Origin of the sequence: Serratia sp. BIGb0234 (assembly GCF_024809915.1) — a bacterium.
Lineage (GTDB): Bacteria > Pseudomonadota > Gammaproteobacteria > Enterobacterales > Enterobacteriaceae > Serratia > Serratia liquefaciens.
The window spans coordinates 1,229,256-1,256,044 of the sequence record NZ_JANUEI010000001.1 but is presented as its reverse complement, the minus strand read 5'-3'; the positions used below and the strand labels follow the sequence as shown (position 1 = coordinate 1,256,044).

The 26,789-nt window shown below is 55.5% G+C and carries 24 protein-coding genes; 9 read left to right on the top strand and 15 right to left on the bottom strand.

The annotated features are described in order from the left end of the window. Positions 1-53: 53 nt before the first annotated feature. Complete coding sequence (gene ppsA, locus M2407_RS06225) at positions 54-2,432, bottom strand: phosphoenolpyruvate synthase (protein WP_201895329.1); 2,379 nt, start codon at positions 2,430-2,432, stop codon at positions 54-56. 532 nt (positions 2,433-2,964) lie between these two features. On the opposite strand from ppsA, the gene M2407_RS06220 reads away from it, so the two are divergent. The 9 genes from M2407_RS06220 to M2407_RS06180 all read left to right on the top strand — a co-directional run bounded on the left by M2407_RS06220 (position 2,965) and on the right by M2407_RS06180 (position 11,852). Continuing rightward, a complete protein-coding gene (locus tag M2407_RS06220; RefSeq protein WP_017892646.1) occupies positions 2,965-3,786 on the top strand; it encodes a pyruvate, water dikinase regulatory protein in 822 nt (273 codons plus the stop codon). A 194-nt stretch (positions 3,787-3,980) separates the two neighbouring features. After that, a complete protein-coding gene (locus M2407_RS06215; protein WP_046373703.1) occupies positions 3,981-5,027 on the top strand; it encodes a 3-deoxy-7-phosphoheptulonate synthase in 1,047 nt (348 codons plus the stop codon). Between the two features lie 103 nt (positions 5,028-5,130). Continuing rightward, positions 5,131-5,616 (top strand): glutathione peroxidase, encoded by a 486-nt coding sequence (locus tag M2407_RS06210; protein WP_122079096.1) that lies wholly within the window; start codon positions 5,131-5,133, stop codon positions 5,614-5,616. Between the two features lie 162 nt (positions 5,617-5,778). Then, positions 5,779-5,970 (top strand): hemin uptake protein HemP, encoded by a 192-nt coding sequence (hemP, locus tag M2407_RS06205; RefSeq protein WP_170868563.1) that lies wholly within the window; start codon positions 5,779-5,781, stop codon positions 5,968-5,970. Positions 5,971-6,063: 93 nt separating this feature from the next. Further along, positions 6,064-8,145, top strand: coding sequence for a TonB-dependent hemoglobin/transferrin/lactoferrin family receptor (locus M2407_RS06200; protein ID WP_122079093.1), 2,082 nt, complete (start codon positions 6,064-6,066; stop codon positions 8,143-8,145). A gap of 63 nt (positions 8,146-8,208) precedes the next feature. Continuing rightward, positions 8,209-9,243 (top strand): hemin-degrading factor, encoded by a 1,035-nt coding sequence (locus M2407_RS06195; RefSeq protein WP_020826643.1) that lies wholly within the window; start codon positions 8,209-8,211, stop codon positions 9,241-9,243. Then, positions 9,240-10,070 (top strand): hemin ABC transporter substrate-binding protein, encoded by an 831-nt coding sequence (locus tag M2407_RS06190; protein WP_020826642.1) that lies wholly within the window; start codon positions 9,240-9,242, stop codon positions 10,068-10,070. The genes M2407_RS06195 and M2407_RS06190 overlap by 4 nt, the downstream gene beginning before the upstream one ends. After that, positions 10,070-11,074, top strand: coding sequence for an iron ABC transporter permease (locus M2407_RS06185; RefSeq protein ID WP_128865395.1), 1,005 nt, complete (start codon positions 10,070-10,072; stop codon positions 11,072-11,074). The genes M2407_RS06190 and M2407_RS06185 overlap by 1 nt, the downstream gene beginning before the upstream one ends. Continuing rightward, positions 11,067-11,852, top strand: a complete 786-nt coding sequence (locus M2407_RS06180; RefSeq protein WP_020826640.1) for a heme ABC transporter ATP-binding protein — start codon at positions 11,067-11,069, stop codon at positions 11,850-11,852. The genes M2407_RS06185 and M2407_RS06180 overlap by 8 nt, the downstream gene beginning before the upstream one ends. Positions 11,853-11,907: 55 nt before the next feature. On the opposite strand, the gene M2407_RS06175 is transcribed toward M2407_RS06180, so the two are convergent. From M2407_RS06175 to btuC, 14 genes are all read right to left on the bottom strand, one after another. Continuing rightward, positions 11,908-13,350: a protein adenylyltransferase SelO gene (locus M2407_RS06175; protein ID WP_046373708.1), complete on the bottom strand. Its 1,443-nt coding sequence runs from the start codon at positions 13,348-13,350 to the stop codon at positions 11,908-11,910. A gap of 246 nt (positions 13,351-13,596) precedes the next feature. Beyond that, positions 13,597-14,334, bottom strand: coding sequence for an EAL domain-containing protein (locus tag M2407_RS06170; RefSeq protein ID WP_122079080.1), 738 nt, complete (start codon positions 14,332-14,334; stop codon positions 13,597-13,599). Positions 14,335-14,885: 551 nt separating this feature from the next. Next, positions 14,886-15,899: a lipoate--protein ligase A gene (locus M2407_RS06165; RefSeq protein WP_122079077.1), complete on the bottom strand. Its 1,014-nt coding sequence runs from the start codon at positions 15,897-15,899 to the stop codon at positions 14,886-14,888. 57 nt (positions 15,900-15,956) lie between these two features. Continuing rightward, positions 15,957-16,421, bottom strand: coding sequence for an NlpC/P60 family protein (locus M2407_RS06160; RefSeq protein WP_041414519.1), 465 nt, complete (start codon positions 16,419-16,421; stop codon positions 15,957-15,959). Between the two features lie 177 nt (positions 16,422-16,598). Continuing rightward, complete coding sequence (gene arnF / locus M2407_RS06155) at positions 16,599-16,988, bottom strand: 4-amino-4-deoxy-L-arabinose-phosphoundecaprenol flippase subunit ArnF (RefSeq protein ID WP_046373746.1); 390 nt, start codon at positions 16,986-16,988, stop codon at positions 16,599-16,601. Beyond that, complete coding sequence (gene arnE / locus M2407_RS06150; protein WP_048762677.1) at positions 16,985-17,332, bottom strand: 4-amino-4-deoxy-L-arabinose-phosphoundecaprenol flippase subunit ArnE; 348 nt, start codon at positions 17,330-17,332, stop codon at positions 16,985-16,987. Before arnE ends, arnF begins: the two co-directional genes overlap by 4 nt. Further along, positions 17,329-18,993: a lipid IV(A) 4-amino-4-deoxy-L-arabinosyltransferase gene (arnT, locus tag M2407_RS06145; RefSeq protein ID WP_128865392.1), complete on the bottom strand. Its 1,665-nt coding sequence runs from the start codon at positions 18,991-18,993 to the stop codon at positions 17,329-17,331. Before arnT ends, arnE begins: the two co-directional genes overlap by 4 nt. Continuing rightward, positions 18,990-19,895: a 4-deoxy-4-formamido-L-arabinose-phosphoundecaprenol deformylase gene (arnD, locus tag M2407_RS06140; protein WP_142815297.1), complete on the bottom strand. Its 906-nt coding sequence runs from the start codon at positions 19,893-19,895 to the stop codon at positions 18,990-18,992. The genes arnT and arnD overlap by 4 nt, the downstream gene beginning before the upstream one ends. Beyond that, the gene (gene arnA / locus M2407_RS06135; RefSeq protein ID WP_046375045.1) at positions 19,892-21,874 is read right to left on the bottom strand and encodes a bifunctional UDP-4-amino-4-deoxy-L-arabinose formyltransferase/UDP-glucuronic acid oxidase ArnA; all 1,983 of its coding nucleotides are present in this window, start codon (positions 21,872-21,874) and stop codon (positions 19,892-19,894) included. Before arnA ends, arnD begins: the two co-directional genes overlap by 4 nt. Beyond that, a complete protein-coding gene (gene arnC / locus M2407_RS06130; protein WP_020826629.1) occupies positions 21,874-22,854 on the bottom strand; it encodes an undecaprenyl-phosphate 4-deoxy-4-formamido-L-arabinose transferase in 981 nt (326 codons plus the stop codon). Before arnC ends, arnA begins: the two co-directional genes overlap by 1 nt. Continuing rightward, positions 22,841-23,995 carry a UDP-4-amino-4-deoxy-L-arabinose aminotransferase gene (arnB, locus tag M2407_RS06125; RefSeq protein ID WP_128865391.1) on the bottom strand — a complete coding sequence of 385 codons (1,155 nt, stop codon included), beginning with the start codon at positions 23,993-23,995 and terminating at the stop codon, positions 22,841-22,843. Before arnB ends, arnC begins: the two co-directional genes overlap by 14 nt. A 400-nt stretch (positions 23,996-24,395) precedes the next feature. Continuing rightward, a complete protein-coding gene (gene btuD, locus M2407_RS06120) occupies positions 24,396-25,151 on the bottom strand; it encodes a vitamin B12 ABC transporter ATP-binding protein BtuD (RefSeq protein ID WP_217331180.1) in 756 nt (251 codons plus the stop codon). Between the two features lie 20 nt (positions 25,152-25,171). Then, positions 25,172-25,723: a glutathione peroxidase gene (locus M2407_RS06115; protein WP_020826626.1), complete on the bottom strand. Its 552-nt coding sequence runs from the start codon at positions 25,721-25,723 to the stop codon at positions 25,172-25,174. A 41-nt stretch (positions 25,724-25,764) separates the two neighbouring features. Continuing rightward, a complete protein-coding gene (btuC, locus tag M2407_RS06110; RefSeq protein WP_020826625.1) occupies positions 25,765-26,772 on the bottom strand; it encodes a vitamin B12 ABC transporter permease BtuC in 1,008 nt (335 codons plus the stop codon). Positions 26,773-26,789: the final 17 nt, after the last annotated feature.

The window sequence follows — 26,789 nt, the reverse complement described above, 5'->3', positions numbered from 1 at the left end:
GCCGTAACCTGAGCTACGGCTTTAGAGTTAATGCGGAATCTTATGTCGAAGAATTACTTTTTCTTCGACAGATTGACCCAGGTTTGCACCACGGTATCCGGGTTGAGCGACAGGCTGTCAATGCCCTGCTCCATCAACCACTCGGCGAAGTCCTCATGATCGGAAGGGCCCTGCCCGCAAATACCGACGTATTTGCCATGGCGTTTAGCCGCTTGAATCGCCATCGACAGCAGCGCTTTAACCGCCTCGTTACGCTCGTCAAACAGTTCAGACACCACGCCCGAATCGCGATCCAGCCCCAGCGTCAGCTGGGTCATGTCGTTGGAGCCGATAGAGAAGCCATCGAAGTGTTCCAGGAACTGATCCGCCAACAGGGCATTGGACGGAATTTCGCACATCATGATCACTTTCAGGCCGTTTTCGCCACGCTTCAGACCCTGGCGCGCCAATTCGGCGACCACCGCTTCCGCCTGCGCTACGGTACGCACGAAAGGCACCATGATTTCGACGTTGGTCAGGCCCATTTCATTACGCACGCGTTTTACCGCGTCGCATTCCATCGCGAAGCAATCGCGGAAGCTGTCGGCGACGTAACGGCCAGCGCCACGGAAGCCCAACATCGGGTTCTCTTCATGCGGCTCGTATTTCTCACCGCCCACCAGGTTGGCATATTCATTGGATTTGAAGTCAGACAGGCGCACAATCACTCGCTTCGGCCAGAATGCCGCCCCCAGCGTGGCAATCCCTTCCGTCAGGCGGCCCACATAGAACTCGACCGGGTGGTCGTAGCCTTGCATCAGCGCCTTGATTTCCTGCTGCAGTTCTGGAGTCTGTTGATCAAACTCCAGCAATGCCCTCGGATGCACGCCAATCATGCGGTTGATGATAAATTCCAGCCGGGCCAGGCCCACGCCTTCGTTCGGCAAGCGCGCAAAGTCAAAGGCGCGGTCGGGGTTACCGACGTTCATCATGATTTTCAGCGGCAGTGACGGCAGCTCGGTCACTTCGGAACTCTGCACGCTGAAGTCGAGCATATCGCTGTACACAAAGCCGGTATCGCCTTCCGCACAAGAGACGGTGACCTTCTGGCCTGCCTTCAGCAGATCGGTAGCGTTACCGCAACCGACCACGGCAGGAATGCCGAGCTCGCGCGCGATGATCGCCGCGTGGCAGGTACGGCCGCCACGGTTGGTGACGATTGCCGCGGCCTTTTTCATGATCGGTTCCCAGTCCGGGTCGGTCATGTCCGTCACCAGCACGTCGCCAGGCTCGATCAGGTCCATTTCGCTGATATTATGGATGACTTTTACCGGGCCCGCGCCAATGCGGTGGCCGATGGCGCGCCCTTCCACCAGCACCGGGCTGCTGCCGTTAAGCTGGTAACGCTCCATCGTCTGTTCGTTGGAACGCACGGTTTCCGGACGGGCCTGAACAATCAGCAGCTTGCCGGTATGACCGTCTTTGGCCCACTCGATATCCATCGGACGACCGTAGTGTTTTTCGATCAGCAGTGCCTGATGCGCCAGGCCCTGTACTTCTTCGTCGGTCAGAGAGAAACGATTGCGTTGCTGCTCTGGCACGTCTTCAATTTGTACCTGTTTGCCGTGATCCTGCGAAGGTGCGTACACCATGCGGATTTTCTTCGACCCGAGGTTACGACGCACGATAGCCGGCTTGCCTTTCAGCAGCGTCGGTTTATGTACGTAGAACTCGTCAGGGTTTACCGCGCCCTGCACTACCATTTCACCCAGGCCGAAGGCGGAAGTGATAAACACCACCTGGTCAAAACCGGATTCGGTATCGATGGTGAACATCACGCCGGAAGACGCCAGGTCAGAACGTACCATGCGCTGCACGCCGGCCGATAAGGCCACGCCGCGGTGATCGTAACCCTGATGCACGCGGTAAGAGATGGCACGGTCGTTAAACAATGAGGCATATACGTGCTTGATCGCCACCATTACGGCGTCGATGCCCTGCACGTTGAGGAAGGTTTCCTGCTGCCCGGCAAAGGAAGCGTCCGGCATGTCTTCTGCGGTGGCGGAAGAACGCACGGCAAAAGAGGCTTCCGACTCGCCGTCGGCCAGTTGCTGGTAAGCCAGATTTATTTCGCGCTCGAACTCTGCGTGGAACGGCGTGTCGATGATCCATTGACGGATTTGCGCGCCGGCCTTGGTCAGTTGGGCAATGTCGTCAACGTCAGTTTGATCCAGTAACTGATAGATGCGCTGGTTAACACCGCTTTGCTCGAGGAAATCGTTAAACGCCTGCGCGGTGGTGGCAAAACCGTTTGGCACGGCTACGCCCAAATCGGAAAGATTGGTGATCATTTCACCGAGGGAGGCATTTTTGCCGCCGACACGGTCAACGTCGTGCATGCCGAGCTGGTTGTACCAAAGCACATTACGCAAGTCTGGGCCATTGTTGGACATCGAGACAATCCTTATTGCTATCAGTAGGGTATAGACGGATTTAATTCGCTTGCTTTCTCAGCGCCGCTAAAACGGTGCCGAATCAGACTAGCACAATGATCCATAGGAAATGGAAAGGTGAATCGATCAACCCGGCGAAGAAAATGGATTTTAGGAAAACTTCCTGAAATGAAAAATGAGGATGGAATCGTTCCCTGTCGCACTAATAGCTTAAATCTCAACAAATTAAGTAATTTTTAAACTTGATTTTTAAAAACCATATTATTACTAATGACTTTGGTGAAAATAACATCGTTCTGTGGAACCATTCCTCAAGAAAAAGAAATCCCTGCTTTTCATAAAATTTAAAATAGCGTTTCAATCAATAACGCTCCGACGAAAGCTTATTCCTTGATCGGCGAAATTAATCGACGACTCTGCCCTCACTATCACATTTTTTTTGCCCGCCCCTTTACCGCTCGATCATCTCAAGCCCATGATAAGAGCAAGCAGATGCGATGACTGCATCACCGTTTCAGGTAAGGAGCCTCGGGTGGAAAGAAGCGTTTTTTATATTTCGGATGGCACGGCGATCACCGCCGAGGTTTTGGGCCACGCCGTGCTGTCTCAATTTCCGGTGAAGGCCACAACCTTTACGCTGCCCTTTGTCGAAACCGAGGCGCGCGCCCGTGGAGTCTGCCAGCAGATTAACGATATCTATCGAGATACCGGCGTGCGGCCCCTGGTGTTTTACTCGATCATTTCGCCGGAAGTGCGCAAAGTCATCACCCAGAGCGAAGGGTTTTGTCAGGATATTGTGCAAGCACTGGTCGGCCCGCTGCAGGGCGAGTTAGAGGTGGAGCCCACCCCGGTCCCTAATCGTACCCACGGCCTGACGGCCAGCAACCTCGGTAAATATGATGCCCGTATCGCGGCTATTGACTACACGTTAGCCCATGATGACGGCATTTCGCTGCGCAATCTCGACCAGGCCCAGGTGATTTTGCTCGGGGTTTCACGCTGTGGCAAAACCCCCACCAGCCTGTACCTGGCGATGCAGTTCGGTATCCGCGCCGCCAACTACCCGTTTACCGCCGATGATATGGACAATTTACACCTTCCCGCCGCGCTGAAGCCGTTTCAGCACAAGCTTTTCGGCCTGACTATCGATCCGGAGCGTTTAGCCGCTATCCGTGAAGAACGGCGCGAAAACAGCCGTTATGCCTCTATTCGCCAGTGTCGAATGGAGCTTGCCGAGGTGGAAGCGCTGTTCCGTAAAAACCAGATCCGTTATCTCAATACCACCAATTATTCGGTAGAGGAGATCTCGACCAAAATTCTGGACATTCTGGGCATGAGCCGCCGCATGTTCTAGTTTTCACGCGGTGGGCCGGTCCCCTACCGCGTGCTGCTTATTTCTTCATTGGCGACGTTTTTTGTGCTTTTTTTAGCGATTCTGATCAACAGAACACAGTTTCTCCGGTTGAATTCATCGGTTTTTACGTTATTGTGATCGCCATCACTTCCCGGCACTCCTGCCGCAGCGAAGAAAAGTCTTTAGAGAAAATCATGCACAAAACAGATGAACTGCGGACCGCGCGCATCGACAGCCTTGTCACGCCGCAAGAACTGGCGGAGAAGTTGCCGATCTCGGCGGAAATCGCGGATAACGTGACGGCCTCCCGGCAACGCATTGAAAAAATCCTGACCGGTGAAGATCGCCGCCTGCTGGTGGTTATCGGCCCATGCTCGATACACGATCTCGACGCCGCCGTAGACTATGCCGGCCGCCTGAACCAACTGCGCATACGTTACCAGGATCGCCTGGAAATCGTGATGCGCACCTATTTTGAAAAACCGCGTACCGTGGTGGGCTGGAAAGGCCTGATCTCCGATCCGGCGCTGGATGGCAGCTTCCAGGTGAATCGTGGGATCGAAATGGCGCGTCGGCTGCTGCTGGAAGTGAACCAGCTCGGCCTGCCTACCGCTACCGAATTCCTCGATATGGTGGTCGGTCAATACATCGCCGACCTGATCAGTTGGGGCGCGATTGGCGCACGGACCACCGAAAGCCAGATCCACCGTGAGATGGCCTCGGCGCTCTCCTGCCCGGTGGGCTTCAAAAACGGTACCGACGGCAATACTCGCATCGCCATTGACGCCATTCGTGCGGCGCGCGCCGGGCACATGTTCCTGTCCCCGGACAAACACGGCCAGATGACTATCTATCAGACCAGCGGCAATCCTTATGGTCATATCATCATGCGCGGTGGCAAAACCCCGAACTACCATGCTACCGATATCGTTGCCGCTTGCGACAGCCTGCGTGAATTCGACCTGCCGGAACACCTGGTGATCGACTTCAGCCACGGCAACTGCCAGAAACTGCATCGCCGCCAGTTGGAAGTAGCAGAAAATGTTTGCCAGCAAATCCGTGCCGGTTCTGCTGCCGTGACCGGCGTGATGGCGGAAAGCTTCCTGGTGGAAGGCACCCAGAAAATCGTGGCCGGTCAACCGCTCACCTACGGTCAGTCAATTACCGATCCTTGCCTGAGCTGGGCCGACAGCGAACAGCTGCTGGCCATGCTGGCCGATGCGGTAGATACCCGCTTCTGATGCCAAAGCCGGGGCGCCCGTCCCGGCTTTTTCTCCTGTCATCCGCTCATCTATACTGTTAGCAATTCTCGCAGTCTCCCTGGAAAGGATTTGGAACCTCGACATGATCCACTCACTGTTATCCATCCCCTGCGTCACCCTGCAAGGGGAACACAAAACGCTGGGGGATTTCCCCGCCCGAGCCTATCTGGTGGTTAACACCGCCAGTAAATGCGGTTTTACGCCGCAATACCGTGGGCTGGAAAACCTGTGGCAGTATTACCGCGAACGGGGGCTGATGGTGCTGGGCTTTCCCTGCAATCAGTTCGGTTCGCAAGAGCCCGGTAATCCCCTGGAGATCGCCAACTTCTGCACTCTGAACTACGGCGTCAGCTTCCCGCTGTTCAGCAAGATTGAGGTCAACGGTCCTGGGGCGCATCCGCTGTTCAATGAATTGAAACGCCTTGCCCCGGGCGTATTGGGCAGCCAGCGAATCAAATGGAACTTCACCAAATTCCTGCTGACCGCCGACGGTCAACGGGTGAAACGCTTCGCACCGATCACCAAACCCGAGCGCCTGTTCGACCGCATTGAAACCCTGCTGAAATAACCTTGTTTTAGACGGGCTGAGCCCCTTCAGCCCCTCTCACCTTCCCTTCCTACAAAAAGGTTCCATCGGTAAGAAAATTTTCCTTGATGTAACCTTTCGTTCACATGATAATGATTCTCACTTTGATATTAATTGCTATTTAACGGTCTGTTTTATAAACACATGACGATGGATAATCACAATCACGACTTACCTGCCAAAACCGTAAGCCCCGCGGTGAGTGGCCTGACCTCGCCTCCCTGCTACGACAGCGCTCAGCTGCTCGACGCCGAGGGCGTGGCGATCATCATCCATCAGGGCCAGCGCTACCAGCTGCGGCAGACCAAAGCCGGGAAATTGATCCTGACCAAATAACACCCATCCCTCAACGCCAGCCACCCCGATCGATATTGATCCAGGCAGCCAGCAAATCTATTGATATGTTAAAAACATACGGAGAGTTGCGACATGCCTCTGATCCCTTACACCCGGCTGCGTTTATCCGCATTGAGTCTGGCGATTGCCTGCGCTCTGCCGACGGTGACTTTTGCACAAACCAACCACACGGCTTCTTCTTCCAGCGATGTGTCGGCTAAAACAAGTAAAGCCAGCGACGAAACCCTGACCGTTGCCGCCACCGGCAATGCACGCAGCAGTTTTGAAGCGCCGATGATGGTCACCGTGATCGAAGGCAATAGCCCTGAAAGCCAGACCGCCACCAGCGCCGCCGACATGCTGCGCCGCGTGCCGGGCATAACCGTCAATGGCACCGGCCGTACCAATGGCCAAGATGTTTTCATGCGCGGCTACGGTAAAAACGGCGTACTGACGCTGGTAGACGGTATCCGTCAAGGCACCGATACCGGTCATCTTGGCGCCACCTTCCTGGATCCGGCACTGGTAAAACGCATTGAAGTGGTACGCGGCCCTTCGGCCCTGCTTTACGGCAGTGGCGCACTGGGCGGCGTAATTGCTTATGAAACCGTGGATGCCGCCGATCTGCTGCTGCCAGGTCATGACACCGGGTTCCGGGTTTACGGCACAGCGGGCAGTGGCGATCACAGCCTGGGTATGGGCGCCAGCGCCTATGGCAAGACCGACAACCTCGACGGCCTGCTGTCATTCGGCACTCGCGACGTTGGCGATTTGCGTCAGGGCAACGGTTTTGACGCGCCCAACGACGAGACCATCAGCAATGTGCTGGCCAAAGGCACCTGGAAGATTGATGAAAATCAATCATTAAGTGGTGACCTGCGCTACTACAACAATCGGGCGCAGGAACCGAAAAACCCGCAGGAGTCCGCTAGCAGCAGCGGTAACCTGATGACCGATCGTTCAAGCATCCAGCGTGACGGTCAACTCAGCTACAAACTTAAACCGGTGGGCCAGGATTGGCTCGACGCCGTAGCCAAAGTCTATTATTCCGAAGTGGAGATCAACGCCCACACTCATGGCAACGAAGACGAGGCGCGTAAACAAACTACCCGTGGCGCGAAACTGGAAAACCGCACCCGCCTGTTTGCTGACACCTTCGCTTCTCATCTGTTTACCTATGGCAGTGAAGCTTACAAGCAGGAACAAACGCCGGGCGGTGCAACAGAGAGCTTCCCCCAAGCGAAAATCAACTTTGCCTCCGGTTGGTTACAAGATGAAATTACCCTGCGAGACCTGCCGGTGACCCTGCTTGCCGGGACTCGTTACGATAACTACAAAGGCTCCAGCGACGGCTATGCGGATGTGGATGCTGACAAGTGGTCATCTCGTGGCGCTATCAGCATTACGCCAACCGATTGGCTGATGTTGTTCGGTTCTTACTCGCAGGCATTTCGTGCGCCGACCATGGGTGAAATGTATAACGACTCTAAACATTTCTCTATTCCCATGGGACCTACCACCATCACCAACAATTGGGTACCCAATCCGAATCTGAAACCGGAAACTAATGCCACCCAAGAGTATGGTTTCGGGCTGCGCTTTGACGATCTGCTCTTAGCTGACGATAGTCTGCAATTCAAAGCCAGTTACTTCGACACCAAAGCCCGAGACTACATCACTACCGACGTCACCATGGAGTTGGGACGTGGTCCCCGTGGCCCTTATTGCATCAGTTGCACCACTTTCTCGACCAATATCGATCGTGCGAAGATCTGGGGTTGGGATGCCATGTTGAGCTATAAAACGCCAATTTTTGGCTGGGATTTGGCATACAACCGAACACGTGGAAAAAATGAAACCAGCGGCGAATGGTTAAACAGCATCAATCCAGACACCGTTACCAGCACGCTGGATATCCCGCTGGGTGAAACCGGTCTCTCTACCGGGTGGGTTGCGACGTTGGCCCAACGCGCCAGCCGTGTAGAAACCGGCACACCGGAGCAAGGCGGCTACGGCGTCAATGATTTCTACCTGAGCTATAAAGGCCGCGATCGTCTGCAGGGCGTTACCACCACCGTGGTGCTGGGCAACGCCTTCGACAAAGAATACTACTCGCCGCAGGGCATTCCGCAGGATGGCCGCAACGCCAAACTGTTGGTCAGCTACCAGTGGTAACGTTTTGAATCCGGCGGGCAACCCGAATGCCCGCCGATTGCACCTCTCACAGGAGAACTATCAATGAGCAATACCCTCTACCAACGCTACCAGCAGGCAAAAATTGATAACCCAGGCAAATACGCACGCGATCTGGCCGAGCTGCTTGGCGTCAGCGAAGCAGAACTGACCCATGCTCGCGTCGGTCAGGATACTCGTCGTCTGCAGGCCGATGCCCGCACCCTGCTGACCGAGCTGGAGCAGGTTGGCGTCACCAAATCCATCACCCGTAACAGCTACGCGGTGCACGAGCAGATGGGGCGCTACCTCAACCAGCATCTGAACGGCCACGCGGGTCTGATCCTCAACCCACGCGAATTGGATTTGCGGCTGTTCCTCAACCAATGGGCCAGCGCCTTCGCCATGAGCGAAACCAACAAGCGCGGTGTGCGTCACAGCATTCAGTTCTTCGATCATCAGGGTGATGCGTTGCATAAGGTGTACACCACCGACGAAACCGACCTGGCCGCCTGGATGGCGCTGGTGGAACGCCACCTGAGTGCAGAAAACCCGGCGTTGGCACTGAAAGCCCCGGACGCCACCGTCAGTAACGCCGCACCGGACAACGAAAAGATCGACCGCGAATGGCGTGAAATGACCGACGTTCACCAGTTCTTCCAGTTGTTAAGTCGCAATAAGCTGACGCGTCAGCAGGCCTTCAAGGCCGTCGGCAACGATTTGGCCTACCGGGTGGATAACAGCGCCCTGTCCCAGTTGCTCAACGCAGCGCTGGGCCTGCAAAACGAAATCATGATTTTTGTCGGCAACCGTGGCTGCGTGCAGATCTTCACCGGTCAGATCGAGCGTCTGATGCCGCAGGAAGGCTGGATTAACGTGTTTAACCGTCGTTTCACCCTGCACCTGATCGAAGACGCAATTGCCGAAAGCTGGATCACCCGCAAGCCAACCAAAGACGGGTTTGTCACCAGCCTGGAGCTGTTTGCCGCGGACGGCACGCAAATCGCCCAGCTTTACGGCCAGCGTACCGAAGGCCAGCCGGAACAAACCCAGTGGCGTGAGCAGGTTGCCGCGCTTGAACCCAAGGACATTGCCGCATGAAACCCTCATTGACCCGTCGCCTGGCGTTGTGCATTGCGCTGGCGTTACCCTTCTCCGCTGCGGCGGCGGAACGTATTGTCTCGATAGGCGGTGACGTCACCGAAATTGCATTCGCACTCGGCGCGGGCGATGAAGTGATTGCGCGCGACAGTACCAGTCTGCAACCTGAAGCCGTCAAAAAGCTGCCGGATGTCGGCTACATGCGTCAGCTTAATGCCGAAGGTATTCTGGCGTTGAAACCTTCGCTGGTGCTGACGACCGAACTGGCCGAACCGGCGCTGGTGCTCAAACAGCTGGAAGAAAGCGGCGTTAAGGTCGTACGCATTCCGGGCGATACCACGTTGCAAAGCGTGCCGGAGAAAATCGAGGTAATCGCCAATGCGTTGCAGCGTACCGAGCAAGGCAAAAAGCTGAGCGAACGGTATCAGCAACAGCTGGCGGCGGTGAAAACCGATGCTCTGCCGGTCAAGGTCCTGTTCGTCATGAGCCACGGGGGGATTACACCGATGGCCGCCGGGCAACACACCGCCGCCGACGCGGTCATCACGGCAGCCGGTTTGAAGAATGCGATGCAGGGATTCAGTCGCTATCGTCCCCTGTCGCAGGAAGGCGTGATCGCCAGCGCGCCCGATCTGCTGTTGGTCACCACTGACGGCATAAAAACGCTCGGTGGCCAACAACAATTGTGGAACTTGCCGGGCGTCGCGCTCACGCCAGCGGGGAAAAACCACCGCGTGCTGGTGGTTGACGATATGGCGCTGCTGGGCTTTGGGCTGGAAACGCCGGCGGCGTTGGCCAAACTACGCCACGCGGCGGAGCAAAAGTAATGCGCAGTCGCACTTCCCCACGCGTGGCGATTGCCGGCCTGCTGGTGTTACTGGCGCTGCTGGCGCTGGGTGCCGCCAATATGGGGGCATTGCCCCTGTCGTTTCGCACTCTGTGGCAACAGCCGTTCAGCGACACCGCCTGGCATATCTGGCTAAATATCCGTCTGCCGCGCGTACTGCTGGCGGTGGTGATCGGCTGTGCATTAGCGGTATCTGGTGCCGTCATGCAAGGGTTGTTTCGCAACCCGCTGGCTGACCCGAGCCTGCTGGGCATTAGCAGCGGCGGCGCGCTGTTTGTCGCGCTGATTATCGTGATGCCTCTGGCGTTGCCTCCGGTGATTGCCCTGTATGGCCATATGCTGGCGGCGTTCCTCGGCAGCATGCTGGTGTCGCTGTTGATCTACGGTATCAGCCGCAGCGGCCACGGCAGCCTGTCGCGCCTGCTGCTGGCGGGGATTGCCATCAACGCCCTGTGCATGGCGGCGATTGGCGTGCTGTCTTACCTCAGCAACGACCAACAGCTGCGTCAGTTCTCGCTGTGGATGATGGGCAGCCTTAGCCAGTCGCAATGGCCGACGCTGGTGGTGTGCGCTTCCCTGATCCTGCCGACCACCTTAATGACCCTGTTACAGGCGCGTCGCCTGAATCTGTTGCAACTGGGGGATGAAGAAGCGCATTACCTCGGGGTCAACGTCCAGCGCGCCAAGCTGCAACTGCTGTTGCTTAGCGCCTTGTTGATTGGCGCCTCGGTGGCGATGAGCGGCGTGATTGGCTTTATCGGTCTGGTGGTGCCGCACCTGGTACGCATGCGCCTCGGCGGCGACCACCGCTGGCTGTTGCCCTGCTCCGCGTTGGGCGGTGCCTGCCTGCTGTTGGTCAGCGATACGCTGGCACGCACCCTGGTAGCACCGGCGGAAATGCCGGTCGGGTTGATGACCAGCCTGATCGGCGGGCCTTACTTCTTATGGCTGGTGATGCGCCAGCGGGAGCGTGTGGGTGGATAACTCCTCAAGCCTGACGGCGCAGCAATTGCGTTACAGCCTGGGTTCACGTCGGCTGATAAACGACGTTTCGCTCAGTATCGCCAGCGGCGAAATGGTGGCAATAATCGGGCCAAACGGCGCAGGTAAGTCTACGTTGTTGCGCTTGTTAACCGGCTATCTGGCTCCGGGTTGCGGCGAATGTCAGCTACTGGGACGACCGTTAGAACAGTGGCAACCGCAGCAGTTGGCGAAGGTACGCGCGGTGATGCGCCAGCACAGTGATTTGGCCTTTCCTTTTACCGTGGAGGAAGTGGTCAGCATGGGACGGGCACCGCACGGCAAACGCGATGCACGGCATGCGGTGCAACAGGTGATGGCGCAAACCGACTGCCTTGAACTGGCCCAACGCGATTATCGCCAGCTTTCCGGCGGCGAGCAGCAACGGGTACAGTTGGCCCGCGTGCTGGCACAACTTTGGCAGCCACAGCCCACCCCGTCCTGGCTGTTCCTTGACGAACCGACTTCGGCACTGGATCTCTACCACCAGCAACATACGCTGAGGTTGCTGCGCACGCTTACGCGCCAACAGCCGATCGCGGTGTGCTGCGTGCTGCATGACCTCAACCTGGCCGCGCTGTATGCCGACCGCATTTTATTGCTGCATCAGGGGCAATTGGTCGCCTCGGGTACGCCGCAGGAGGTGTTGCAGGCGGAAATACTCACCCGCTGGTATCAGGCAGATTTGGGGGTAGTACATCACCCGGAAGTGGCGTTACCGCAGGTGTATTTACGCCAGTAGTGGCAGTACCGGGCGCGGTACCCGCCGCGCCCGTCATCCTTTCATTTCATTTCAGTTAACTCGAGCAGGATATCTCCAGATGCTTGCCCCAATCCGGCGGCAATGCGGCGAGATCGTCATATTCCGGCGCGTCAGCAAACGGCGTCAACAAGGCCTGATGCAGGCGCGCCAGTTTGCTGACATCATCCCGTTCGGCACTTTCAATCGCCTGCTGCGCCAGATAGTTGCGCAGGATCAGCTTCGGATTCACCGCCTTCATCGCCTGTTGACGCTCAGCGTCGCTCACCTGTTCTTGCTGCAAGCGCTGGCGGTATTGTTGGTACCAACCGTCGAACGCAGCGCGATCGATAAATTCATCACGCAGCGGCGACTGCGCCTGTTGCTGTTCGGTATGACTTAACAAGCGGAAAGTTCGGCTATAGTCCCGGCCTTCTTGCGCCATCAGGCTCAGCAACCCGGTGAGCAAATCGTTATCCTGCTGCGATTGGGTGAAGAAGCCGAGCTTGGCGCGCATCTGTTCCCCGTAAGCGCGCATCAGGGCCGGTTCATAGGCCGCCAATGCCTGCTGCAGTTGTTCGGTACTCATCAGCCCGGACAGGGTCTGTGCCAGCCGATGGAGGTTCCACAGCGCCACCGCCGGTTGATTATCGAAGGCATAGCGCCCCTGATGATCAGAGTGGTTGCAAATATAGTCGGGCTTGTAGTCGTCGAGGAAGCCATAAGGGCCATAGTCGATGGTAAGCCCCAGAATCGACATGTTATCGGTGTTCATTACGCCGTGAGCGAAACCGACGGTCTGCCAATGGGCGATGAGCCGCGCAGTGCGCTCAACCACGTCGGTAAACCACAGTAAGTAACCCTCCGCCTGATCTTGCAACTGCGGCCAGTGACGGGCAATGACAAAATCGGCCAGCTGCTGCACCTGTTCCGGCTGCTTGCGGTAATAAAAATGCTCAAAGTGGCCGAAACGCACGTGGCTTTCCGCTACGCGTAGCAACATCGCTCCACGCTCAGGTTGCTCACGATAAACCGGCTCTTCACTGGTCACAATGGTCAGCGCACGGGTGGTTGGAATGCCCAGATGGTGCAGTGCCTCGGAGGCGAGGAACTCACGGATCGCCGAACGCAGTACCGCACGCCCGTCGCCCATGCGTGAATAAGGCGTCAATCCCGCCCCTTTCAGGTGCCAGTCCATGCTGCGGCCATCCGCCAGGCGTTGTTCACCCAGCAAAATGCCCCGGCCATCCCCCAACTGCCCGGCCCAAACGCCGAACTGATGGCCACTGTAAACCTGCGCCAGCGGTCGCATGCCCGGCAACAGTTTCTCACCCGCCCAAATCGGGGTTTTGTCCTGGGTAAACCAGCTTTCGTCCAGCCCCAGTTCGCGTGCCAGCGGTTCGCTGTGATACAGCAAACGAGCGCCTTTCAGCGGAGTGGGATTCAATTCGGTATAAAAACCGGCTAACTGATGTTGGTAAGCGTTTTCAAACTGCGGCATAGGCCCTCCGTTGCACCTAGTGTAGAGCTTGAACGGGGCGATTAACACAGAGGAAATGCAGGGAGAACGCATCTGCCTGATACCTGGGCAGATGCGGGGATCAGCGTTTATGCCGATACGGTTTGAATGCCTTTTTACGCTGAGCGGGAAAATACCCGATCGGCGAGAAAATCATAATGAATAACAGCGCCGGAATCACATCTGACATCATCCAGTCCATTATTGGCTCCGTTGTGTGTTGTACTCTCAATTATTGTTATTGAACTCATCGGGTGTTACCCGTAACGCTGCCAGATTGTCCACACCAACGCTGGGCCATAAAAAACCTTGCAGGCCAAAAACCCCGGCGTGTCTGAGCTTATTAAAATATTCCCTTTTCTCTATTCCTCCTACGATCACACCTTTGCACAGCAAATTGATATTTTTTAATAGCGAGTCAATGACCACGTCATATCCCTGATGGGTAAACAACTGCCAGTAAAAACGCTTGTCGATCTTGACGTAGTCGAACAACCCATCATACAAGGCGGTCAGGGTCGCCTGGCCGGAGCCGAAATCATCCAACCACAGCGAAAACAATTCGCTCAGCCGGAGGATCTTTGGATTGTTTTTGCCGGCCGAAAGATTCGGAAAACCCTCACTGATTTCGAAAGCAATAAATGGCCATTGCCTGATACGGTCACAGAGTTGGCCGTCAGCGAGAATCAAATCGACCAGGGTTTCTTCAATATTAAGCGTCAACAAAACGTCGTTTTCGACAAACCAGGCGGCATTCTGTTCTGCCAGTTTCAATTGCTCATTAAATAACTCAATCTTTTGCTCAGCGGTCAGTAAATTAATCCCAATGTCAGCCGGCATAGCCAAATCACCGTCCAGACTATTAAAGCGGTTCAAAATTTCTACCGCTAACAGCCTGCCCTCCATTGAGTAAACAGGTTGAAAAACATAGCTACTAATAAAGTCAGCTTCGAATTGTATTTTCATTTCAATGCCACAGGCTGAATGGCGAGCATCTCATCGTATATCAATATATTTTATCGATCAATCCCTCTGAGATTAATCGGAAATATCAATGCAATTAGTGATAACTTATCATTTAATTGATAGATTAAAGCTATGTTGCGTCCACTTGGCACGGTATCAAAAACAATTTGGCTTAAGACAGAGTTGGCGCAACCCCACTAAATTTAAGCCATATTTAGGTTAAGTAATATAGTCACACTGAAAATTTGGCTTATCGCTATTGTTTTCATTAAAGAAATTCTTAAACATATCTAAATATCAATTAAGCATGAAATCTGCACAAGCGCAAGCGCGCCGCAAACTGATTAAATTTAATAACGCATCAATTCCGTACGTTATTCTTTGCATTGAAACAGCAAAAAAATGCCCACCTTGCTTTATTGGAAATTCATGCTACCCACTATTGAGGTGGCTTTCGGCAGCAGAAAGCCGATAAAAACAATAAAGCGGCGCAAACTTGCGGCATAAAAAAAGGATGACACCGTCATCCCTTGATATTTAAAGCGTGGTTGTTATTTGATCGTTTCGACCAGCCATTGCCGCAGCTCGGCTAACTCGGTAGCCTGCTCCGGGAACTGAGCAATCAGTTTGTCGCAGCACTCAGCCAAGGCTTCACTGCGGTAAGCGCAACCCACCAGCATCTCTGCCAAACGCTGCAGCGGTGCCGGACTCAGGCTGTCGGTAAAAATCTGCGCCCGGCAGATCTGCCCCTTTTCTACGTCAAAGAAGATATCCACCCCACCCCAGACAAAGCGTTCGTTCAGTAAATGGCTAAATGCCGGCGCCTTGCCGAAATTCCATTCCCAACTGCTCTGTTTGGCAAACTGCGCGGCGAAATCCGGCAGGTCGGGATAGACATCCGGTGAGATGATTTCCGCCGTAGCGGTCTCGCCATAGTAGTCAAAGAATGCCTGAGTCACCGCATCGCAGACCTGCTGGTGGCTGATGTCAGGTTTAAATTCCACCAGGTTGGCCACCCGGGAGCGTACCGAGGTGATGCCCTTGGCCTGCAGCTTTTTGGGATCCGGATTAAGATAATCCGCCAGACGGTTAAGATCGGCATTCAGTAATAAGGTGCCATGGTGGAACCCGCGATCCTGGGTTTCCCGATAGGCCGAGCCGGAGATTTTACGCACGCCTTCCGGCGTTTCGATCACCAGATCATTGCGGCCCGATGCCGTGGCAGAAATACCCAACTGGGCCAACGCCTGCAGAATGATACCGGTGGAAAGAGTTTTGTCGTAACCCGGTTTGCCCGCCATAAAGGTAAAACAGGTGTTGCCCAGATCGTGGAATACCGCTCCACCGCCGCTGCTACGACGCGCCAGGCGAATACCGTCCTGCTCCATTCGCCGGGTGTTGCACTCTTTCCATGGGTTTTGTGACTGGCCTATGACCACCGTTTCGGCATTGCGCCATAAGAACAGGATTTTCTGCGTGGTCATTTCGCGGAAGATGCACTCTTCCACGGCCAGATTGAACCAGGGGTCGTAAGAATCGGAAATCAGTAAGCGTAAGTTATTCATGGCGGTCCCCGCTAAGCACGTGATGCCGCCATAATACACCAAATCAACAGCTTAAGATTAAATTCGCCGCGCCTGCCAGTAGGCTTTTTTCCAATACACATTGTCCAGCGAGGATCGCATCACGCCACGGCTGGTGGAGGCATGAATAAACTGATCGTTGGTATCATAAATGCCAACGTGCAAACCGTTCTCACCGCCGCCAGTTTTGAAAAACACCAGATCGCCCGGCATCAGCTCATCACGCGAGACTTTGGTTCCCAGCGAGGTTTGTTCCACCGTCGAACGAGGTAGTTGCATATCGAAACGGTCGCGGAAGGTGCGATAAACGAAACCGGAACAGTCAACGCCGCCGCGATCCACCCCACCATAACGATAAGGTGCGCCGTACCATTGACGCAGTTGCTCATTCAACTGAGCCACCACCACGATAGAGTCCGCCAGCCGACCGCTCGGCGGCGGTGCATGACTGCTACAACCGGCAAGAATTAAACTGGCTAATAAAAACCAAATACGCATCCGCATAATATCCCTTCATTGAACACGTTGCCGCATCATGCCGTCCGGTAAAAGCATACCGCCTGCGAGGCAAAGCCGGCACCACGTAAGGAAAGCGCTATTTGGGGCTAATTTATCCCCCTGCAGGGGAAAAAGGCAAGCACGGTGAAGGAGATAATCGCATTGGCGCCACTTTTTGCGCTATTAAGGCGTTTTTACCTTGGCCTGGCTGTTAATCAGCCACACGCCAAACAGGATAAACAGCGTTCCCAACGTTTTCAACAGGGTGGCGGATTCGTTAAACCACGGCAGGATCACCGCGGCCAGGTACACCAGCGCATAGCTCACGCTCAGCAGTGGGTAAGCGCGGTTTAGTGGCAGATGGTGCAGCGCGAAGAACCAGCACAGCATGGACAACGCATAACCGAAGATACCACCGCTGACCGCCAGTAGCGGCACCCAATACTGAGCAAACAGGTCTAACGTCACGTCGGCAAACGACATCAATGGGATCTGCGCCATACCCCACTTCATCAGTAGCTGCGCCAGCGTGACCAAGAGTACGCTGGCCGCGCCCCAGGCGTAACCCCTCATGGATTGATACTCATCAGCAGGATCCCCAACATGATCGACGCCACGCCGTACCAATGACGTGCGGTGGTGGGTTCGTTAAACAACCACCGGGCAGCTAATGTCACCAACACAAAATTCAGGCTGAGCGTCGGATAAGCCAGGCTGAGCGGCAAGCGCTGCAGCACGTTGAGCCAGACCGCCATGCCCAACCCCAGCAACAACACCGCCAGAAGCAGCCAGCGCAGCGTCACCCCCCGTCTGACGTCGGGGGGCAATTGCCAACTCTGGGCCGCTTGTTTCTGGCACAGCTGCCCACCACAGGTGAGCAGGCTGACCACCAGCACCAGCAAGTAGCCAACTATCATGGCTGCTGTTGATACCAAAGCAGGGCCAAGCGGTTCATCTCAACCACTTTATCCGCTGCCGGTAAGGTTTGCGGCACGTGATCCCCTCTCGACAGTTGCAATACCAATGAGACGTCACCCTGTTTTCGCGCCTGGGCCAACCACTGCGGGAAATCGGCATCGCTGATGAAATGGCTGCGGGAATCCGGGTAGGCCAGGCCATAAGCCACCTCACCTTTCTCGCTGAACATCAGCACATCGCTGCGCTTCAACTCCCAGGCCAGCCCTGCTGCTACCCCTGCGCTGTCGGTCAATACGTAACGGCTATGGCCCAACTGCGCCATATTTACGCTGATAAAGTTTTGCGGCAGCTTGGAGTCAGTGACCTGCTGCGGAATGGCGTAACCCACCAGCAAGCACAGCAGTAGCGGACAAGCCGCTGCCCAGCGCCAGCGTTGCGCGTTATTACGCGCCGACACTATGGCAAAGAACAGCCAACCGCCGAACATAATAATGCCGATGACGATCTTCGGCCACTCTTGTGCCCCAAACAGCTTCACCTTCGGCAGCAATCCTGAACCCAGCACCAGCAGCGCCACCACGCAAATCAGACCAAATAAGCCGTTCAGCAATGCGTTGATCTTAAACGTTTTGCTGCGTAGGCTTGCCGCATAATCCTCAGCGTAAGCGGCCATCAACAGCGCCAACGGCGCCATGCACGGCAAAATATAGGTCGGCAGTTTGCCTTTGGCGATGCTGAAAAAGATCAGCGGCATCATCACCCAACTCAGCAGGAAGAACAGCTCCGGCCGTTGGACGCGTTCACGCCAACCCTTAAGCAAAGATCCCGGCAACAACGCCAACCACGGCAATACCGCCGCCATCAAAATCGGGATGTAATACCAGAACGGCGCTTTGTGCTGGGCGTTATCCTCGGCAAAACGCTGAATATGCTCCACCCAGAAGAAGTAGTTCCAGAAGTCCGGCTCACGTTGAGCAATAGCCAGCGCCCAAGGCAGGCTAAGCAATACTGCGGTCAGGATAGCCAACGGGCCGTAGATCAAGAGATCCTTGATCCGCCGCTGCTGAATGACTATCGGGATCACCGCAATCACCGGCACCGCCAGCGCCAGGAACCCCTTGGTCATAAAGCCCATGCCGCAGGCCAGCCCCAGCAACACGTAACCGCCGACTTTACCCTTGACCGTGGTGGCTTTCAGCGTCAGGTAATAACTGACCATGGCCGCCACCAGCCACAGGGAAATCATCGGATCCAGCACGCTGTACGTGCCGATGCTGAACACCAGCACCATCGACAGGAAAATCAACGTCGCCAGGCTGGCGCGGCGCGCGTTGCGCCACATCAGCATTGCCAGCGCGAACACCAGCACGGCGGTCATGCCGGTGCTGAATACCGAGCCAAAACGCACCGCGAAGTTGGTATCGCCAAACAGCCACTGGCTGATGTTGTTGAACCAATATCCGGCAACCGGTTTTTCAAAATAACGCAGCCCAAGCAGATGCGGCACTACCCAGTCGCCGCGTTGCAGCATTTCACGGCTGATCTCGGCGTAACGAGTTTCATCCGGTTGCCACAGCAGGCGACCATTGAGGGGGATCAGGTAAACCAGAGCAAAAAAAATGGCCAACACAATGGCCCAGGATCCTTTTAGCGCCTTCATGAATCGTCCTTCACATCGGTTTGACAACCCAGCCAACCTTCGCGGCCAGGGAAAGGAGCACGCTCGACGCGGCCCAATGGCAATGACGCCAAATCTTGTGGCAACAAGGTGCTTAACGGGCAGAATTCTATGCCCTGCCGTTGCGCCCGTTGCAGTAACTGCTCAAACATGGCGGCCTGAGACATACCTTCAACTTCGGTATGAATGGTATAAACCGGCACGCCGCGATCGTTTTCAATCGCCCGTAAAATGTAATCGTTGAAGTCAGCCATGCTGACTTCACTGCCAATCACCTCATCAAAAGTCGGTAACGTCACCGGGATCTGCACGGTTCCCACACGGCCATCGCTTAACAGCGGACGGAACGGATGGGTACCACGACAATCGCTGTTGTAGTGAAAACCGAAGCGCTGCTTCACTTCCAGCACCCGTGTGTCCGCGCGCCAACCGGCAACGGCCGAGCATTTGACCGGCAGCCCGGTACTGGCAGTCAGCGCATCCACACCCAACTGCACCTGTTGCGTCAACTGCGCCTCAGACCAACGGCCGACCTTGGCCTGCCAGCCCTGATGATCCCAGGCGTGCAGGCCCACTTCATGTCCGGCCTGGGCGGTGAGTTTCATCAATGGCCCCAAGGCACGGGCGATATTACGCCCCGGCCAGGCGGTGCCGGCCAGCAGAATATCCCAGCCGTACAGCGACGCGGCGTTCGAGCGCAGCATTTTCCACAGGAATTTCGGACGTAAAAGGCGCCACAGATGGCGCCCCATATTGTCCGGCCCTACGCTGAAGAAGAAACTGGCCTGAATGTTGTACTTGTCTAACAACTCCAGCAACTGCGGTACCCCTTCACGGGTACCGCTGAAAGTATCTACATCAACTCGCAGACCGACTTTCTTCATGCACCGTCACCTTCCTGAACGGTGGTGCGCAAGAAGTAGTCCAAGGTATCGGCAACGGTTTGCTGCATCGCGATGGTCGGCTGCCAATCCAGCAGGCGACGGGCATTTTTGATGCTTGGCGTACGGTGCTCAACGTCCTGATAACCCTTGCCGTAATAGCTGCTGCTTTCGACATCCTTAAAGCCGGCAAACGGCGGGAAGCGGTCGCGCAACGGGTGATTATTGAAACTTTCGAGCAGCATTTCCGCCAGTTCGCGGATGCTGGCCTCGTTGGTCGGATTACCAATGTTGACGATTTGGCCATCGCACAGCCCGTCGCGGTTTTCGATGATGCGGAACAGCGCTTCAATACCGTCGTTGATATCGGTAAAGCAGCGTTTTTGCGCCCCGCCGTCCATCAGTTTGATCGGCGACCCTTCCACCAGATTGAGGATCAACTGGGTGATGGCACGGGAAGAACCGATACGCGCTGCATCCAGGTTATCCAGGCGCGGCCCCATCCAGTTAAACGGACGGAACAGCGTAAACTTCAGCCCTTCTTTGGCACCATAGGCCCAGATGACTCGGTCCAGCAGCTGCTTGGACACCGAGTAAATCCAGCGTTGTTTGTTGATTGGCCCGACGATCAGGCGGGAATGATCTTCGTCGAACTCTTTGTCGTCGCACATACCGTACACTTCGGAGGTGGACGGGAAGATGATGCGCTTGTTGTATTTCACGCAGTCACGAACGATTTTCAGGTTTTCTTCAAAATCCAACTCGAACACGCGCAGTGGATTGCGGGTGTACTCGATCGGCGTGGCGATGGCCACCAGCGGCAGAACGACATCACATTTCTTGATGTGATACTCGATCCACTCGGAATGGATGCTGATATCCCCTTCCACAAAGTGGAAGCGCGGGTTATCCAGGAAACGGCTGATGGCATCAGAACCGATATCCAAACCGTAAATGTCGTAACGATCGTCACGCAGCAGACGTTCGGTCAGGTGGTTACCGATAAAGCCGTTAACGCCGAGGATCAATACGCGGGTTCTGCGCTTCATCACTGCGTTGGGCTTGGCGGCCAGACGTACGTCGGTGACGATGCCCATTTCCTGCGCCAGACGGCTACCCTGTACGTACAGGCCGGCATCGTTTTGACCGGCAACGATTTCCAGTGCGCCTTCGCCGCAGGCAATGACCAGCGGAGAAGTACTGAGCACGGTGCCAGGCTGCTTGTCATGCTGCGCATCCAGCACGCGAGCACGCCAGACAATCAATTTACGCTGGCCGAGATAGCTGAAGGCGCCAGGATAAGGTTCGGTCACTGCGCGGATCAGGTTGTTGATTTCCTGCGCCGATTTATGCCACAGGATCTCACCGTCTGCCGCAGTCCGGCGACCAAAGTAGCTGGCTTCGGCTTCGTTTTGCGCACTGAATGTCGCCGTGCCGTTTTTCAGCTTCGGCAGTTCGTCCTTCAGCAATGACTGTGCGGCTTCCAGCACTTTTTTGTGCAGCGTCAGCGCCGTGTCGTCAGCGGCGATTGCCACTTTGCGCTGACCAACGATATCGCCAGCGTCCGGACGCTTGACCATTTTATGCAGCGTAGCGCCGGTTTCTGTTTCGCCGTTCACCAGCGCCCAGTTCACCGGTGCGCGGCCACGGTAGCGAGGCAGCAGTGAACCATGGAGGTTGAAACCGCCAAGCGGCGCCAGCGACAGCAGCTCGTCGCTCAGCAGATTACGGTAATAGAAGGAGAAAATAATGTCCGGCTGCATCTGGCGAATGCGTTCGATCCACAGCGGGTGGTTAACGTCCTCCGGCGCATAGACCGGTAACTCCAATTCTGCACCCACACGGGCAACGGAGGAGAAGAAGTTGTTCTCACCAGGATCGTCGGTATGCGTGAATACTGCTTGAACGTCATAGCCTGCGTCAGTCAGCGCTTTCAGACCTGCGCAGCCAATATCATGGTAAGCAAATACAATAGCTTTCATCATTCTTCTTCCTGAGTATTGTGGTTCGGCTGTTCACCGACCACTTTCTGAACAAAATAACGAGGACGAGCACGCACGTCGGTATAAATACGACCGATGTACTCTCCCAACAGACCCATGCCGACAAATTGGGCGCCAATAAAGGAAAACAGCACGGCAAACAGGGTGAACACCCCGCCGCCCGCCCATTCAGGGCCCATGATCAAACGCAGGGCGATCAGCAATACCGCCAGCACGAAACCCGAAAGCGCAATCACGCTGCCCACTACGCTCAGCAAACGCAGCGGCGTGGTGGTCAAACAGGTGATCAGGTCGTACATCAGATTAATCAGCTTCATCAGGCTGTATTTAGAGTCGCCAAACTCGCGTTCAGCGTGCAGCACGTCAATTTCAGTAGTACGACGGGCGAAGGTATTCGCCAGGATCGGGATAAAGGTGCTGCGCTCGTGGCAGTTCAGCATCGCTTCGATAATGTGGCGGCGATAGGCGCGCAACATGCAGCCATAGTCGCCCATCGATTTACCGGTAGCGCGCTGGATCATCATATTGATGATGCGGGAGGCGCTTTTACGGAACCAGGAGTCCTGACGGTTGGCGCGCACAGTGCCGACCACGTCGTAACCCTCTTCCGCCACCCGCACCAACCGCGGGATCTCTTCCGGCGGGTTTTGCAAGTCAGCATCCAGCGTGATCACCAGATCGCCGCTCACCTGATTGAAACCGGCCATGATTGCCGAGTGCTGCCCATAGTTGCGGTTCAGCAATACGGCAATGACGCAACTGCCGGGCTGTTCGGCGGCAGCGGTCAGCATATCGGCAGAATTGTCGCTGCTGCCGTCATCGACCAGGATAATTTCATAGGGCTGGGCCAGCTGTTTACAGGCGGCGGTGGTACGTTCAAGCAAGGCAGGTAGACTTTCCTGCTCGTTGTACACCGGGATCACCACCGAAACTTTTTTAATCGGTTCAACGCGAGACACGTAACGACTCCACAACAGAAGACAAGGCTTTGACCACGCGATCAACATCAGCGTCGGTCATATCAGGGAATAGCGGCAAGGTGCACAAACGCGCCGAGTTCCATTCGGTATTGGGTAAGGACAATTGCGGATAGCGGTCGCGATAAAACTTCTGGGTATGCGCGGCACGGAAATGCAGACCGGTACCAATGCCCACCTCTTTCAGGCGTTCCATCAGTTGGTCGCGATCGATACCGCAACGCTCGGCGTCAACGCGCACCATAAACAGGTGCCAGGCGTGGTCATGCGGATAATCAGGCAACCCCAGCGGCAGGAAAGGTGAACCTTCCAGCGCGGTGAGATAACGCTGTGCCAGCTCTTTACGGCGGGCGTTCAACTGCGGCAGGCGCGCCAGCTGTACGACGGCGATGGCCGCGTGGATATCCGAAAGGTTGTATTTGTAGCCCGGCTCCACCACTTCGGCCTGCGGCTTGCGCCCCAGTTGCTGACGGTCGAAAGCGTCAACGGCCAGACCGTGAAACTTCAGACAGCGCAGACGATCCGCCAGCACATCGTCGTCGGTGGCAATCAGGCCACCTTCGGCACAGGTCAGGTTTTTAATCGCGTGGAACGAGAAGATGGCCGTTCCTTGTGCGCCAACCCATTCACCGTTGTAACGGGAACCCACCGCATGAGCGGCGTCTTCAATCAGCGGCAGATTATGGCGTTTGGCCACGTCTCGCAATGCATCCATTTGCAGTGGCGCACCAGCGTAATGCACCGGGACAATAGCTTTGGTTTTGGTCGTAATGGCGGCTTCAACATCCCTGGCATTGACCATCAACGTATCGCGATCAACGTCGATCATTACCGGCGTGGCGCCGAGCAACTCAATCATGTTGAGGGTTGAAACCCAAGTTTGTGAGGGAGTGATGACTTCATCGCCGGGACCAATGCCCAGAGCCATCAGGGTGATATGCATGCCTGCAGTAGCGGAACAAACGGCAATCGCATGTTTGCAGCCGAAGGTGGCGCAAAACTCACTTTCCAACTGCTGATTTTGCGGTCCGGTGGTGATCCACCCTGAACGCAATACCTTTTCTACCGCCGCGATTTCTTCATCGCCGATCGCCGGGCGTGAGAAAGGTAAAAATTGATCCATAGTTAACCCCAAACGTATCAAATTTCTTTTAATGACACTGTAGATCTCTTTTATTTAACGAATATTAAACGCCAGAGAGAATCGTTCCCGGTGGATTAACTGCCAATGTACGGCCGCAAGCTTAACTAAACCTTAAGGCGAGATTAATTATCAGCGGACTATCTGATTTGCGAGGGCCATCATCATCATTTTATATTGATTTAAAAATCAATTAGTTATAGTTATTAATAATTATTTACTTATTTTATTCGAACTAAATCAGCGTAGCACGTCAGCGACGGTTTTCAAGATTTATGAGGTGATTTTTAGCGAAGAGTGAAATAAAGCCGATGCTTACTCGGCTATTTATATCGAGTCCGTTTAATTTTCGTTTAGGCCGCATTTTCAATACGCTAACGCACTAGGCGGTTTTGGTCATAATCCAGCGTTGATCGCCCACTGCCTGCAAATGAAAATCGACGTCATAAATTTGTGACAGCAGAACCGGCTCCATCACCTCCCGCGTGCTGCCCTGAGCAACTAAGCGCCCCGCATGCAGCAGCCAGACCCGATCGGCCTGCTGTAAGGTGTGGTTGAGATCGTGCGCGCAAACCAAGGCACTGCGCCCGCTCTGGCAAAACTCTCTTAATAGTCGGTCCAATGCCACCTTCTGCGCCACGTCCAGGCTGTTGGTCGGTTCATCCAACAGCAGCAATTGGCTGTACGGGTTAACCGTCGGCCAGACCTGCAGCAGCACCGCGGCCAGACGTACTCGCTGCCATTCCCCGCCGGATAACTGAGTCAGCATGCGCGGCAGCTTGTCCATCAGCTTTAAACGCTGGCACAGATAAAGAATGGTGTTTTCCAGCGCCTCTTCCGAAGCTCCCGCCGGTTGATGCAATGCCAGATACTGGAATACCGGCATCAACGCCACCGGGGGTTGCTGTTGGCTTAAATAACCACGACGCAGTGCCAGCTCATTGCCCTGAAAACTTTTCAGCGGATGACCGTCCAGCAGGATCTCCCCGATACCGGGCAAGATACCCGCCAGGCAGGCCAACAGCGTGCTTTTACCGGCGCCGTTCGGGCCAATAAGGTGAAACTGCAACCCAGCATCAACCTGTGCTGAAAACGGGGCCAAGCGCCCTTCTACCCCAACCTGCCTGAGTTGCAGCATGATGTATTACCGCTCCTTCTTTAGTCGGCCAGCGCCTGTTTGACGGCGGCCAGCAACGCAGGATCTTCCGGCGTCGTATCCGGGGAAAAGCGTTCGATGACCTTGCCATCGCGGCCAATCAGGAATTTCTCGAAGTTCCACAGGATATCGCCAGTTTGCTTTGGTGCCCGCCCCTTGCTGCTCATACGCGCCAGGAACTCACTGCCCTGTGGCGCAACGGCGTGCGGTTTGGCGGCGGTCAACGCCTGATACAATGGATGGCGGTTTTCGCCGTTCACTTCCAGTTTGGCAAACATCGGGAACTGAACGCCAAAGGTACCCCGGCAAAACGCCAGGATCTCTTCGTTGCTGCCCGGCTCCTGCCCCAGAAATTCGTTGGAGGGGAATCCCAGCACCTCAAAACCTTGATCCCGGTAGGTTTCGTACAGGGCTTCCAGCCCTTCATATTGCTTGGTCAGGCCGCATTCCGACGCCACATTCACCACCAGCAACACGCGGCCTTTATATTGTGCCAGCGTGGTAGATTGATTTTCGATGGTGTTCAGCGGAATGTCATAAATAGCTTGAGTCATGGAGCTTATCCTCTTGTTTTACTTGCAGGTGAACAGAGAAACTACCTTACGCTTTTTACCCGAGTGAGCAACCAGATAAACAGAGGTGCCCCCAGGGTGGCTGTCACCACCCCGATGGGCAATTCAGCCGACAGCAACGTGATACGCGCCACCACGTCGGCCGCCAGCAAGACACCGGCACCGGCCAGTGCGCAACCCGGCAGTAAATAACGCTGATTGGTCAAACCGCTAAGGCGCAGCATATGCGGTATCACCAGCCCGACAAATCCGATCACCCCCGCCAACGCCACGCTGACGCCTACCAGCCAGCCGATTGCCAGCACCAGCAGATTACGCCACAAATGCAGTGAAAGCCCGAGCTGGCGGGCCTGTACCTCGCCCAGCGCCATAAAGTTCAGCGCCTTGCCCTGGCAACACAGCCACAGCACCACCGGCACCAGGGCCAGCACCAGCCATTTTTGGCGCCAGTCTACGCCGCCAAAGCCGCCCATCATCCAGTACATTAGCTGGCGCAGATCCAGGCTGGAACTGAAGTACACTGCCCAGGTCATCACTGCACTGCACACAATGCCCAAGGCAACGCCGACCAACAATAATCGCGCGTTGGTCAGACGCTTGCGACGAGCAAAGCTCAGCAGCATAAAGGTCATGATTAACGCACCCGCAATGGCGCTCAGGCTCATCAACGCCACCGGCAGCAGGCCGTTGCCCAGTAATACCATTAGCACCAGTGCAACCCCGGCACCATTAGCCACTCCCAATAAGCCAGGCTCCGCCAACGGGTTCTCAAACAAGGCCTGCATTACCGCACCGGCAATGGCCAGGCTGGCTCCAACCAACATCACCGCTAGCGCACGCGGCAGGCGTAATTGCCAGACAAACAGCTGCGCCGCATCACTTGACCACTGTGAGGGCCAAAGCCAGACATCACCCGCGCTGAGGCTAAAAACAAAAGCCACGGCAACGCCCAGCGCCAACAGCCATAAATGGCGTTTATCGCGATGACGCTGTTTGTGCAGTAATAAAGTAAAGGTCTGGCTGGTTGGCATAGGTGTGGCGATTCCCT